General features: G+C 69.5%; 12 protein-coding genes. 3 read left to right on the top strand and 9 right to left on the bottom strand.

Annotated elements, in window-relative coordinates; genetic code table 11:
• Nucleotides 1-51 precede the first annotated feature (51 nt).
• Nucleotides 52-702 carry a hypothetical protein gene (locus AC0Z9V_RS01210; protein WP_485140471.1) on the top strand — a complete coding sequence of 217 codons (651 nt, stop codon included), beginning with the start codon at nt 52-54 and terminating at the stop codon, nt 700-702.
• Between the two features lie 9 nt (nt 703-711).
• Here AC0Z9V_RS01210 and AC0Z9V_RS01205 read toward each other — a convergent pair whose 3' ends face one another.
• The 9 genes from AC0Z9V_RS01205 to pdxT all read right to left on the bottom strand — a co-directional run bounded on the left by AC0Z9V_RS01205 (nt 712) and on the right by pdxT (nt 10,990).
• Complete coding sequence (locus tag AC0Z9V_RS01205) at nt 712-3,162, bottom strand: RelA/SpoT family protein (protein ID WP_485140470.1); 2,451 nt, start codon at nt 3,160-3,162, stop codon at nt 712-714.
• Nucleotides 3,163-3,326: 164 nt separating this feature from the next.
• Nucleotides 3,327-4,325, bottom strand: a complete 999-nt coding sequence (gene secF / locus AC0Z9V_RS01200; protein WP_485140469.1) for a protein translocase subunit SecF — start codon at nt 4,323-4,325, stop codon at nt 3,327-3,329.
• On the bottom strand, nt 4,322-6,076 hold the full coding sequence (secD, locus tag AC0Z9V_RS01195) for a protein translocase subunit SecD (RefSeq protein ID WP_133081817.1): 1,755 nt from the start codon (nt 6,074-6,076) through the stop codon (nt 4,322-4,324). The genes secF and secD overlap by 4 nt, the downstream gene beginning before the upstream one ends.
• 84 nt (nt 6,077-6,160) lie before the next feature.
• A complete protein-coding gene (yajC, locus tag AC0Z9V_RS01190) occupies nt 6,161-6,727 on the bottom strand; it encodes a preprotein translocase subunit YajC (RefSeq protein WP_459267804.1) in 567 nt (188 codons plus the stop codon).
• A gap of 102 nt (nt 6,728-6,829) precedes the next feature.
• The gene (gene ruvB, locus AC0Z9V_RS01185) at nt 6,830-7,945 is read right to left on the bottom strand and encodes a Holliday junction branch migration DNA helicase RuvB (RefSeq protein ID WP_133081815.1); all 1,116 of its coding nucleotides are present in this window, start codon (nt 7,943-7,945) and stop codon (nt 6,830-6,832) included.
• Nucleotides 7,942-8,571, bottom strand: a complete 630-nt coding sequence (gene ruvA, locus AC0Z9V_RS01180; protein ID WP_485140468.1) for a Holliday junction branch migration protein RuvA — start codon at nt 8,569-8,571, stop codon at nt 7,942-7,944. Before ruvA ends, ruvB begins: the two co-directional genes overlap by 4 nt.
• 215 nt (nt 8,572-8,786) lie before the next feature.
• Nucleotides 8,787-9,356 carry a crossover junction endodeoxyribonuclease RuvC gene (gene ruvC, locus AC0Z9V_RS01175; protein WP_459267801.1) on the bottom strand — a complete coding sequence of 190 codons (570 nt, stop codon included), beginning with the start codon at nt 9,354-9,356 and terminating at the stop codon, nt 8,787-8,789.
• A gap of 36 nt (nt 9,357-9,392) precedes the next feature.
• A complete protein-coding gene (locus AC0Z9V_RS01170) occupies nt 9,393-10,151 on the bottom strand; it encodes a YebC/PmpR family DNA-binding transcriptional regulator (protein WP_485140467.1) in 759 nt (252 codons plus the stop codon).
• Nucleotides 10,152-10,153: 2 nt separating this feature from the next.
• Complete coding sequence (pdxT, locus tag AC0Z9V_RS01165; RefSeq protein WP_485140466.1) at nt 10,154-10,990, bottom strand: pyridoxal 5'-phosphate synthase glutaminase subunit PdxT; 837 nt, start codon at nt 10,988-10,990, stop codon at nt 10,154-10,156.
• Between the two features lie 111 nt (nt 10,991-11,101).
• On the opposite strand from pdxT, the gene AC0Z9V_RS01160 reads away from it, so the two are divergent.
• Together AC0Z9V_RS01160 and AC0Z9V_RS01155 are read left to right on the top strand one after the other, a co-directional pair.
• Nucleotides 11,102-12,373, top strand: coding sequence for a MurT ligase domain-containing protein (locus tag AC0Z9V_RS01160; protein ID WP_485140465.1), 1,272 nt, complete (start codon nt 11,102-11,104; stop codon nt 12,371-12,373).
• Nucleotides 12,373-13,143, top strand: a complete 771-nt coding sequence (locus AC0Z9V_RS01155; protein WP_459267797.1) for a type 1 glutamine amidotransferase — start codon at nt 12,373-12,375, stop codon at nt 13,141-13,143. Before AC0Z9V_RS01160 ends, AC0Z9V_RS01155 begins: the two co-directional genes overlap by 1 nt.
• The last annotated feature ends 106 nt before the right edge of the window (nt 13,144-13,249 follow it).

Genomic DNA, 13,249 nt, shown 5'->3' with positions numbered 1-13,249 from the left:
ATCGGTGCCGGGGGGCTTTTCCGTGCGCGGCGCAGTGGCGATGCTGGAGCGATGCCTCCCCTGGACAGCGCCGGCGCCGCAGCTCCACCCGAACGCACCCTCGGCACATCGAATCCGGTGACGTCCACCGGCGGAGCGCTCTTCCACGCGGGTGAGATCTTCACCTCGGCAGAGCTGCAGGCCATGCGGCTCGACGGGCTCGTGCAGCTGGTCATCGGCGACTCCTATCTCCGCAGCGATTTCCGGGAGGATGCGGCCGCGCGGTCGCAGGCAGCGGCACGGAGCGTCCCCTCCTCCCTCCGCCCGCGCGTCGCGCTCGGCCGCACCTGCGCCGCCTGGGTCTACGGCTGTGCTCCCCGGCCGTCGCTGATCAGCCTCGTCACGGACCACCGCCGCCGCACCACGGCCCTACCGCCCTTCACACCCGCAGTCCTGCATCAGGTGGCGCTCGGGCCCTTCGACGTCAACCTGGTGGGAGGGGTCTCGGTGACGACACCGCTCCGGACGGCGCTGGACATCGCTGTGCACGGGGAGGACACCGGCGCCGTCGAGATCCTGCGTGCGATCGGGACGGCACGGGAGCTCGCGTGTCCGCTGCGGCTCGTGGAAGCAGCACTGGTCAACACCTCGCGGGTGCCGGGCAAGACGCGGGCCCTCGCGAGGCTGCGCCTCGCCCGTGACCCGGGGCGGTCCCGGGCGTGAGCGGGCCGGTCAGGAGCGGCGCTGGGAACCGGTGGTCCGGTACACGTCGAAGACGCCGTCGATCCGGCGCACGGCGCTCAGGATGTGGTTCAGGTACTTCGGATCGCCCATCTCGAAGGCGAAGCGCGACATCGCCACGCGGTCCGACGACGTGTTGACGTTAGCCGCCAGGATGTTCACGTGGTTCTCGGCGAGCACGCTCGTCACGTCCGAGAGCAGGCTCTTGCGGTCCAGCGCCTCCACCTGGATCTCCACGAGGAACACACTGGACTGGGTGGGAGCCCAGTCGACGGGGACGATACGGTCCGGCTGGTCACGCAGTTCCTGCACGTTGCGGCAGTCGCTGCGGTGGACCGAGACGCCGGACCCCCGTGTGACGAACCCGATGATCGGGTCCGGCGGGACCGGGGTGCAGCAGCGAGCCAGCTTCACCCACACGTCCCCGACCCCACGCACGGTCACACCCGAGTCGGAGAACTTCGGGCGGCGGGGCTGCGTGGCGACCGCCGTCTCCGCGATGTTCTCCTCCGCCCCCTCGTGTCCGCCCATGAGCGCCACGAGGTGCTCGATGACGTTCTGCGCCGACGTGTGGCCGTCACCGACCGCGGCGTACAGGGCCGAGATGTCCTGGTGGCGCAGATCCTGCGCGACCGTCAGCAGCGCGCTGTGCGTCATCATCCGCTGCAGCGGCAGGTTCTGCTTGCGCATCGCGCGCGTCAGCAGTTCCTTGCCCTTGTCGATCGCCTCTTCGCGGCGCTCCTTGGTGAACCACTGGCGGATCTTGTTCCGGGCACGCGGACTCTTGACGAAGCCCTGCCAGTCCTGGCTCGGCCCCGCCCCCTCGGCCTTCGAGGTGAAGATCTCCACCCAGTCGCCGTGGTTCAGTTCGCTGTTCAGCGGCACGAGCTTGCCGTTGACTCTCGCGCCGATGGTCCTGTGGCCCACCTCGGTGTGCACCGCGTAGGCGAAGTCGACCGGCGTCGAGCCGGCGGGCAATGCCATGACCTCACCCTTCGGGGTGAAGACGAAGACCTCGCGCGCGTTGATCTCGAACCGCAGCGAGTCGAGGAACTCGTCCGGGTCCGACGTCTCCTGCTGCCAGTCGACGAGACTGCGGAGCCAGCCCATGTCGCCGTTGTCCGAGGCCTCCAGCTGCCGGCCGCCGCTCTTGTACTTCCAGTGCGCCGCGACGCCGTACTCGGCGCGCCGGTGCATGTCGTGCGTCCGGATCTGGATCTCGACGGGCTTCCCGCCGGGGCCGATCACGGTGGTGTGCAGCGACTGGTACATGTTGAACTTCGGCATCGCGATGTAGTCCTTGAACCGCCCCGGCAGGGGGTTCCAGCGCGAATGCAGCGATCCGAGGGTCGCATAGCAGTCGCGGACACTGTCCACCAGGACACGCACGCCCATCAGGTCGTGGATGTCGTCGAAGTCCTTACCCCGCACGATCATCTTCTGGTAGATCGAGTAGTAGTGCTTCGGCCTGCCGGTGATCGTCGCCTTGATCTTGACTGCCCGGAGGTCTTCCTCGATCTGGTTCCGGACCAGACCGAGGTGCTTCTCGCGCTCCGGGGTCCGGTCGCCCACCATCCGCACGATCTCCTCGTACACCTTGGGGTGGAGCGCCGCGAAGGAGAGGTCCTCGAGTTCCCACTTGATGGTGTTCATGCCGAGGCGGTGGGCGAGCGGCGCGAAGATCTCGAGCGTCTCCCGCGCCTTCTTCGCCGACGAGGCGGGCGAGACGAACCGCCACGTCCGGGCGTTGTGCAGCCGGTCCGCCAGCTTGATGACGAGGACACGGATGTCCTTGGCCATCGCGACGACCATCTTGCGCACGGTCTCGGCCTGCGCGGCGTCCCCGAAGGACACCTTGTCGAGCTTCGTGACGCCGTCGACGAGCATCGCGACCTCCGGCCCGAAGTCGCGCTTGAGTTCGTCGAGGGTGTAGGAGGTGTCCTCGACGGTGTCGTGCAGCAGGGCGGCCGCCAGGGTGGTGCCGGTCATGCCGAGCTCGGCGAGGATCGTGGCGACCGCCACGGGGTGCGTGATGTACGGGTCACCGCTCTTGCGGGTCTGGCCGTCGTGGCTGCGTTCCGCGACGAGGTAGGCGCGCTGGATGAGGTCGAGGTCCTCCCTGGGATTGTTCGCACGGACGGTGCGCAGGAGGGGCTCGAGGACGGGTGAGTAGCCGGAGGAGCCGCGGCCGGTGAGGCGGGCGATGCGCGCCCGTGTGCGGCCCCGCCGCCCGGGCGCCACCTGGTCGGCACTCGTGGCCGACGGTGCGGAGGCTGCCGAGGCCGGCTGCACCAGCCCGCGTGGGGCCGGCGCCGCGGGCTGCACGAGTCCGCGGGAAGGGGCAGGTCGTGGGTCATCGGTGACGGTCGGAGCAGGAACTCCTGGCGCCGTAACGCCCTGGTCCTCGCCGGACCGTACCGCAGGGTTCACCGCTTCAGCCATATGCAGTCCCTCAATCTCGATCTCGGATCCGGCAAGGACTCAAGATGCCACACGTTCGCGACAACTCCAAGTCTAGCTGGGCTTTGAACGGCATCGGCCGCAGGGATGCCCGGACGGGCTCCCTGCGGCCGATGGTCGTGCTGCGGTCGGCAGCGGTGCGTGGATCAGGCCGACGTCGCTTCGAGCGACCGCCGGTTCAGGACCTTCTTCTCCTGCTTCTTCAGCTCGGGCTCGTTGAGCCGCAGGGCCGCGTACAGCGGCGCCGCGATGAAGATGGTGCCGAGAGTGCCGAGGATGATGCCGATGAACAGTGCCAGCGACAGGTCCTGCAGGGTGCCGGCGCCCAGCAGGAAGGCGCCGATGAACAGGATCGACGCGACCGGCAGGATCGCGACCACCGAGGTGTTGATCGAGCGGACGAGCGTCTGGTTCACCGCGAGGTTGACCTGCTCGGCGAAGGTGCGCTTCGTGGAGATCGTGACGTCGGCCGTGTTCTCGCGGATCTTGTCGAACACCACCACCGTGTCGTACAGGGCGTAGCTGAGGATCGTGAGGAAGCCGATGATCGCCGAGGGTGTCACCTCGAAGTCGCTGAGCGAGTAAAGTCCCGCGGTCACGACCATGACCACCACCAGGGCTGCCATCGCAGCGAGGGCCATCTTCCACGTGCGGAAGTAGATGGCCATGAGTACCGCGGCCAGGAAGACGAACACGCCGAAGCCGATCAGGGCCTGGCGGCTGACGTCCTCACCCCAGGTCGGGCCGACGAAGCTCGAGGTCACCTGGTCCTCGCCCACCCCGTACCCGCTGATGAGGTTGTCGCGGACGCTGAGGGTCTCGTCGTCCGAGAGGCGCTCGGTCTGGACACGCATGGTGTCGGCCGCGATGTTGGTGACCCGCGGGACGGCGTCGGGCACGACGTCCGTCACGGCGGCCTCCCCGATCGCGGTGTCGGTGTTCTCGGTGGCGGACACCGTGAACTCGGATCCGCCGCGGAAGTCGATGCCGAGGTTGAAGCCGCCCTTGACCACCGGGATGATGATCGAGATCAGCACGGCGAGACCGGCGATGAGGAACCAGAGGTTCCGCTTGGCGACGAAGGGATAGGACCGCTTCCCCGAGTACAGCTCGTTGCCGAACGTGGCAAAGCTTGTGCGGCTCATTCGTTGTTCTCTTTCTGGGACGAACCGGTGCGCCCGGCAAGGGCCTTCTGCTGCTCCGCGCGGCGGCGCTCGGCGATGGTCATGCGGCGGTCGGCTTCGGCTGCGGCGCCCTTGTTCCTGGTCCGGGCCACGGCGACGGACTGCTCCCCCTTCTCGGTCCTCTCGCCCGGCTCGCGCAGCCTGCCTGCTCCGCGGTAGAGCGGGATGCCTCCGAGCCTGCTCGGGTCCAGCCCCGACCAGGGGTGTCCCTCGCCGAAGAACTTGGTCCTGGCCAGCAGGCGGAGCACCGGATGGGTGAAGAGGAAGACGACCACGAGGTCGGCGATGGCCGTCAGGCCGAGCGTGAAGGCGAAGCCACGGACGTTGCCGACGGCCACGAAGTACAGCACGAGTGCGGCCAGCAGGTTCACGGCCTTCGACGCGAGCACGGTGCGCTTGGCACGGCGCCAGCCGTTCTCGACGGCGGAGATGAGCCCGCGCCCGTCACGGAGCTCGTCCCGGATGCGCTCGAAGTAGACGATGAACGAGTCGGCGGTCTGGCCGATGGCGACGATCAGCCCGGCGACACCGGCCAGGGACAGCCGGTAGTTCTCCGTCCAGCCGAGGATGCAGATGGCCAGGTAGGTGAGGACGCCGGCGACCACCAGCGATGCGATGGTGACGAGGCCCAGCAACCGGTACTGGAACATCGAGTACACGGCGACGAGGAGGAGTCCGATCAGGCCGGCGACGAGACCGAGCCGGAGCTGGTCGGCACCGAGGGTCGCGGAGATCTGCTGCTCGCTCTGGATCTCGAAGCTGATCGGCAGTGCGCCGTACTTCAGCTGCTCGGACAGTGCGGCGGCGGATTCCTCCGTGAAGTTGCCACTGATCTGGGGGTTGCCGTCGGGGATCACGGCGTTGGTGGTCGGCGCCGAGACGATCCGGCCGTCGAGCACGATGGCGAACTGGTTGCGGGGGTCTCCCGAGCCGATGGCGTAGAGGCGCTCGGTGACCTCCCGGAAGGTCTGCGTGCCCTCGTCGTTGAAGTCGATGTTCACGGCCCAGGTGTTCAGTGCCTGGCCCTGCGCTCCGCGCTGCAGCCCGTAGCTCGCGGTCGAGATGTCCGTCCCGGGGACCTCGACGGGTCCCAGGATGTACTTGCCCTGCGTGTCGGGCTCGCAGGCGACCATCGGCTGGTCGGCCGGCGCGGGCTCCTCGGCGGGCTCGAGCGCGGCGGGATCGAGGCAGTCCAGTGCCTCGAACTGCTTGTAGAGCTCCGGGGTGATCCAGTTCGGATCGCTCGCGTCCTGCGGCTCGGCCGCCGGCTGCGGCAGCTGGTCGTCGGGTGTCGGGGTCTCCGCGGGCGGCGCCTGGCCCGGTCCTCCGGCGAGGACCGGTCGGAACTCCATCTGGGCCGAGGCCTGGATGAGGTCGCGCGTCTCGGGATCCGGGGTGCCGGGCAGCGACACGATGACGTTCTGCCCGGACTGGGTGTTGATCTCGGCCTCGGCGACGCCGGAGCCGTCCACGCGCTGGCGGATGATCTCGACGGCCTGGTCGAGCTGTTCGGGGGTGATCTCCGTGCCGCCCTGGACCCGTGGGGCGAGGATCATCTGTGTTCCGCCCTCGAGGTCGAGGGCCAGCCGGGGACTCCAGCTCGCGGTGCTCCAGTAGGAACCCGCTCCCAGCAGGATCGCGAGCAGTGCTGTCAATGCGCCCAGCCAGACTAGTGTCCGCTTGGCTGCCGTCCCGGGACCGGTACGAGGCATGGTGGGTGTCCTTATTCAGTGGCGCGGCTCTCGCGCCGGGTTGATCCAGAGAGGGCGCGGCTGAGTACCGCGCCCCAGAAGATGCTAGTTGTCGGGGTTCACTTTGGGGTCGCGCGCATCCCGCGCGTCGCGGTTCTCCCGGGTGGACTGCTCGCGGTCCAGCCGCTCCAGCGTCTCCTCCGGGGTCTCGACACCCGATACCGCGCCGGGAGTTCCCGCGGCGGTCGAACCGGCCGTCGGCGTCCGATCGAGCGACGACGCGTCGTCGGGCACCGCGGCGCCGTCGTAGGCGTCGAGATCGCCGCGGTCCGCCGTGGCGTCCGCGTCATGGGCGACGGTCGGTTCCTGCGTGACGACCTTGGAGAGGGCCTGGGTGTGCACCGTGGCGGTGTTCCCGGGCGACAGTTCGAGGACGGCCTTGTTGTTCTCCTGGTCGATCGAGACGATCGTCCCGTAGAGGCCGAACTGGGTCATGACCTCGGTGCCGGGCTCCATCTGCGTCCGCATCTCCTTCACCTGCTGCTGCGTCTTCCGCTGCCTGCGGAACATGGTGAAGATCAGGAATGCCAGCGCCAGCGGCAGCAGGAGGGAGAAGATGTCGAAGGGAGGGGCATCTCCGGAGGTGGTCTGGGCGACTACATGTGCGAGCACTGGGAATTTCCGTTCCTGGGACTGGAGGTGTGGGCGGCAGGACTGTGCCCCGGCACACATTCGAAGACACCAGTGTAAAGGGGAAAGCTGGGCGTCTCCTCGTCAGGAGTCCGGCCGGCTCCAGCTGTCAAGGCCCGATTCCGCTCCGAGGAGGGTGTCCGGCGCCACGGAGAACAGGTCCTCCGGCATGGCCGCGGCCACGTTCGCGGGCATCTCCAGGCCCAGATGCTTCCACGCTGCCGCCGTCGCGATCCTGCCCCGCGGAGTGCGCCCCAGCATGCCCTCACGGACCAGATACGGCTCGGCGACGGTCTCCACCGTCTCCGGTTCCTCCCCCACCGCGATGGCGAGGGTCGACAGCCCCACGGGACCGCCGTTGAACTTGGTGATCAGCGCTGTCAGGACGGACCGGTCCAGCCGGTCCAAGCCCCTGGCGTCCACCTCGTACATGTCGAGGGCTGCACTGGCTGACCGCGCGTCGATGAGGTCGATACCGTGCACGAGCGCCCAGTCCCGCACGCGTCGGAGCAACCGGTTCGCGATACGGGGCGTTCCCCGTGAACGCCCGGCGATCTCGGCGAAGGCGGCGGAGTTCACCTTCATGTCCATGAGCATCGCGGAGCGGCGGAGCACCAGCTCGAGCTCCTCGGTCGAGTAGAACTCGAGGTGTCCGGTGAATCCGAACCGGTCGCGGAGGGGTCCGGGCAGCAGCCCGGCGCGGGTGGTCGCGCCGACGAGTGTGAACGGCGGCAGCTCCAGCGGGATCGCGGTGGCCCCGGGGCCCTTGCCCACGATGATGTCCACGCGGAAGTCCTCCATGGCCATGTAGAGCATCTCCTCGGCGGGCCGCGACATGCGGTGGATCTCGTCGAGGAACAGGACCTCCCCCTCCGTCAGGGACGAGAGGATCGCGGCGAGGTCACCGGCGTGCTGGATCGCGGGCCCGGAGGTGATGCGCAGCGGTGCGTTCATCTCCGCGGCGATGATCATGGCGAGCGTCGTCTTCCCGAGTCCGGGAGGGCCGGAGAGCAGGACGTGGTCAGCGCTGCGCCCGCGCAGACGCGAGGCCTCCAGGACGAGCGAGAGTTGCCGCCGTACCCGCTTCTGGCCCACGAAGTCGTCGAGGTTCTTCGGCCGCAGGGCCGCCTCCACCGCCCTGTCCTCGGGGTCGGCCGCCGGCGCGACGAGCGGGGCGTCCTCGGGGTGGCTGTCCGTCATGACCCGACCTTCGTCCGGGCCGAGCTGCGCGCGCCGTCCTGGCCGAGGCGACGCAGGGTGAGCTTCAGGATCTGGCCCACCTCACCCGTCTCGGCGATCTCCGGTGCCTCCGCGACGGCTGCGTCGATGGCGGCCCCGGCGTCCTTCTCGGACCAGCCGAGCCCCATCATGGCCGTGAGCACCTGGCCCTGCCACGTCTGCTGGGAGACGCCCGGCTTCGACTCCAGGGGCACGAGCTTCCCGGCGAGTTCGAGCACGATGCGCCGCGCACCCTTGGGGCCGATGCCGGGCACCTTGCTGAACGCCTTGTCGTCACCCGAGGAAGCAGCCACCCGGATCGCGTCCGGTGCGTGGACGGCGAGGACGGCGAGGGCGAGGCGAGGGCCCACGCCGCTGACCGCCAGGAGGGTCTCGAAGACCTCGCGCTGATCGGCGTCCTCGAAACCGAAGAGCGTCATGGAATCCTCGCGCACGATCATCGCGGTGGCGACCGTCGTCTCGGCCCCGACGCGCAGCCCGGCAAGGGTCTGCGGCGTGGCCTGGACCTGCATGCCGAAGCCGTTGACGTCGATAACGGCGGAGTGCAGGCCCACGTGGGTCACTGTCCCGCGCAGGGAACTGATCATGAGGGTCTCCAGGGGCACGAGTGGGAAGGGGCAGGCCGGGCTGTCACCCGGCGTCGAACATACGTTCTAATCGTCAACCGTACCGGCCTCTCCGCGCAGGGGCGACCCCGCCACACCGGGAAGGGCGTATCTGCGCCAGCACGGAGCGGCTGCAGGGCCGGTCGACGGCGATCGAGGCGCCGTGCCGGGGTCCTGGCAGCGTAGGCCCGGACCGGCTAGCGACGTCGGGCGCGGGCTTCCGCCTCGGCCCAGATCCGCTGGGCGGGCGTGACGGACCCGCCGGACGCCGCAGCACCCTGCAGGCCCACTCCCCTCCGCCAGGCGTGCGTGATCGCGAGCGCGAGCGCGTCGGCGGCGTCGGCCGGCTTCGGCGCGGTCTCCAGGCGCAGGATCTTGGTCACCATCTTCGTGACGGCGACCTTGTCCGCCTGCCCGTTCCCCGTGACGGCGGCCTTGACCTCGGTGGGCGTGTGGAGGGCCACCGGGATGCCCCGGCGCGCGGCGGCCACGATGACGACCCCGGACGCCTGCGCGGTACCCATGACGGTACTGATGTTGGTTCCGCTGAACACGCGCTCGACGGCGAGGGCCTGCGGTTCGTGCAGGTCCAGCCACGAGTCGACGGCCTCCGAGATGACCAGGAGGCGCTCGTCGAGGCTCCTGCCCGCCTCCGTACCGACCACGCCGACGGCGACGAGCGTCGAGCGCCGGTTCGGCTCGATGTCGACGACGGCGAGGCCGCAGCGCGTCAGCCCCGGGTCCACGCCCATGACGCGGTACGTCACGGTGTCACCGGTCCGGCGATGCCGAGCGGTGCGATGTCAGTCGTCGTTCTCGAGCTCACCCAGGACATCGTCTGAGAGGTTGGCGTTCGAGTAGACGTTCTGGACGTCGTCGAGCTCCTCCAGGGCGTCCACGAGCTTGAGGAACTTGCGGCCGCCGTCGGCGTCGAGGTCCACCTGCATCGACGGCACGAACTCGACCTCGTCGGTCTCGTACTCGATGCCACTCTCATCGAGCGCCGCGACCACGGCCCGGAGGTCCTGCGGCTCGGAGACGATCTCGAAGGTGTCGGCCGATTCCTTGACCTCGTCCGCTCCCGCGTCGAGGACCGACAGCAGCAGCTCGTCCTCGGTGAGTCCGTTCTTCGGCAGCGTGACGACGCCCTTGCGCGCGAACAGGTACGCCACGGAACCGGGATCCGCGATGGTCCCGCCGTTGCGGCTGATCCCGAGGCGCACCTCGGAGGCCGCGCGGTTCTTGTTGTCCGTGAGGCACTCGATGAGCAGGGCCGAGCCCTGGGGCCCACGGGCCTCGTACATGATGGTCTGGTAGTCGACGGCCTCGCCGAGCAGGCCGGCGCCGCGCTTCACGGCACGGTTGATGTTGTCGATTGGCACGGAGGTCTTCTTCGCCTTCGACACGGCCAGCTCGAGGCCGGGGTTACCCGCGACGTCGGCCCCGCCGGCCCGCGCGGCGACCTCGATGTTCTTGATCAGCTTGGCGAAGGACTTCGCGCGCTTGGCGTCGATCGCCGCCTTCTTGTGCTTGGTGGTTGCCCACTTGGAGTGCCCCGACATGCTTACGCTTCTCCTCTGATCATCCGAATAAACAGTTCGTGGACCCGCCGCTCCCCCGTGACCTCCGGATGGAAGCTCGTGGCCAGCAGGTTCCCTGAACGCACTGCGACAATTCTAGCGACCGGCTCCAACTCGGACGCCCCGCCGGCACCATCGTCCCTTGCTGCACCGCCCGGGCTGGTGGACGTGCCGGCGGCCGGGCCCGGCTGTGGAGCCTGCCCGGCGGGCACCTGCGCGAGCACCTCGACGCCGTCGCCCACCTTCTCCACCCACGGCGCGCGGATGAAGACGGCCCGCACGGGGTCGCCTCCCGCAGCCGTGCTGGTCGTTGCGAGGCCCGCAAAGGCGAGGTCGGTCTCGAAGGACTCCCGCTGGCGGCCGAAGGCGTTGCGCCGCACCACCATGTCGAGCCCGCCGAGCGTCTGCTGCGGATTGCCGAGCCGGTCCACCGATGGGTCGGCGATGACGTCGGACAGCAGGATCATGCCGGCGCACGAGCCGTAGACGGGCAGGCCGCCGGCGATGAGGTCCCGCAGCGGGTCCGCCAAGCCGAAGGTGCGGGTGAGCTTGTCCATCGTCGTGGACTCGCCGCCGGGGATGATCAGGCCGTCGATCGCTGCGAGTTCCGACGGCCGCCGGACGGGCACGGCGCGCCCGCCCAGCGAGGTGATGGTCGCGATGTGCTCGCGCACGTCACCCTGGACCGCGAGCACTCCGACGACGACGTCCGCGCGGACCGTCGTCGTACCGGCGGCAGCGCGGACCGTGGCGTGGTCGGAGGCGGCGGACGGAGCGGCGCCCGACGTGGGCAGGGGGGCCGAGAAGAACGGGGAGGTCATCCCTCAATTCTAGGTCGCCGGCACCGTCCTGCCGCCGCCGGAGGGCCGGCGTGAGCAGCGCCTCCCCGCCGCGTCCCGGGAAGACGGGCCGGCCTGCGATAATTTGTAGCGATGAATCCCCTTCCAGTCCTCGTGGGCAAGGCCGTGCGGGTCGCTTCGCGCCTGCGCGGCGGCGGCTCCGCGTTCCCCGGCCTCGTGGTCGAGCGCCTCGACCCCGGCTTCATGGGCCGGGCGCTCTCCGGCCTCCCCCACGGCGTCGTCGTCGTGAGCGGGACGAACGGCAAGACCACCACCACCAAGATGGTCGTCGAGCTGCTCGAGGGCCAGGGCCTGAGCGTCTTCACCAACCGGACGGGCAGCAACTTCACCCGCGGCGTCGCCGCCGCGCTGCTCGGCGAGGTCGACTGGCGTGGACGCCTGAAGGCCGACGTCGCCGTGCTCGAGCTCGACGAGGCGCACGCCGTGCACTTCGTGAAGCTCGTCCCACCCCGGCACTCGCTGCTCCTGAACGTCCTCCGCGACCAGCTCGACCGCTTCGGCGAGATCGATGCCACGACACGCCTGCTCGAGCGCATCGCCCTCGCCACCACGGGGACCGTCGTCCTCAACCGTGAGGACCCCCGCGTCGCGGGCCTCGCCTCGTCCGTACCGGCGACCGAGGTCGTCTACTTCGGCCTCGACGCGTCGCTGAGGAGCACCTTTCCCAACGACGACGAACTGCGCGGTGCCGAGGGCACCGCGCCGGCGTCGGCCCTGCCCGCGGACGTGGTGCTGCGCTCGGTGGACGGGAACTCGGCGGAGTTCGAGGTCGCGGGTACGACCACCCGGACCGACCTCCGCCTCCGCGGCGTCTACAACATCTTCAACGCTGCGGCGGCCCTCGCGGCGGCCCGGGCGGTCCTGGGCGGGACGGCCGACACCGCGAAACTGTTCTCGTCGCTGGCCGCTGTCGAACCCGCCTTCGGTCGCGGGGAGAGCCTCGTGGTCGACGGGCAAGCGCTCGAACTGGTACTCGTCAAGAACCCGAGCGGTTTCCGGCTGGGGCTGAAGTCCTTCGACCCCGCCGGCTGCGCGACCATGGTCGCCATCAACGACAACTACGCCGACGGCCGCGACATGTCCTGGCTGTGGGACGTCGACTTCGACTCCCTGGGCCTCGGCGGCGTGGACGTCGTCAGCGGCGTCCGCGCCTACGACATGGCGCTCCGGCTCAAGTACGACGACGTCCGAGTCGACGCCGTCGAGCCCGACATCACCGACGCGCTCAGGGAGTTCGTCCGGATGTCGGCAGGGCGCCCGAAGCGCATCTTCTGCACCTACACCGCCATGCTCGCGGTCCGCCGCGAACTGTCCAAGATCACGAAGGTCGAGGTGGTCTCCTGATGAGTGACGCCCCATCCGCGAGCTCGCTGACGGAGGCCCCTGCCGATCCGTCGAAGGGCTCCCTGCGCATCCTGCAGCTGTACCCGCGGGAGATGAACATCTACGGCGACTACGGGAACGTCCTCGTCCTCAAGCAGCGCCTCGCGTGGCGAGGCTACGGGGCCGAGATCCTCGAGCACAACGCCGGGGACGCCTTCCCGGAGGACGTCGACATCATCGTCGGCGGCGGCGGCCAGGACAGCGGGCAGGTCGTGATCCAGGACGATCTGCAGGCCATCGCCCCCCGCCTGCGGGAGCTGGCCGAGGACGGCACCCCGATGCTCCTCATCTGCGGCCTCTACCAGCTCTTCGGCAACGTCTTCCGCACGCACGACGGCACCGTCATCCCCGGCATCGGCGTCCTCGACCTGGAGACACGCGGCGGGACCGAACGGTTGATCGGCAACGTCGTCGCGCGGAGCGACGAGTTCGGGGAGATCCACGGCTACGAGAACCACAGCGGGCAGACCTTCCTCGGGAGCGGACTGAGGCCCCTGGCGACAGTGGTCAAGGGGGCGGGCAACAATGCGGAGGAGAACCACGAGGGCGCCCGCCATCGGAACATCGTGGCGAGCTACCTCCACGGTTCCCTGCTGCCGAAGAATCCCGCGATCGCCGACTTCCTGCTGCGCACCGCCGCGGAACGCCGGTTCGGCTCGTTCCAGGACGACGGCGTCGACGACTCCCTGGCCGAGCTCGCCCGGCAGCACGCCGGCGCGAGGCCGCGGTAGTCGGGACAGCATCCCGGCGGGCCCGTCAAGGCCCCGGGCCGACCGGGAAGCCCGGCGGGTGGTGCCGGTAACGTTCGGTGCGACGGGCCCGGTCAGGGCCCGCGAG

The organism is Arthrobacter sp. UYP4 (assembly GCF_057291175.1).
This window is presented reverse-complemented; position numbering and strand designations above follow the sequence as displayed.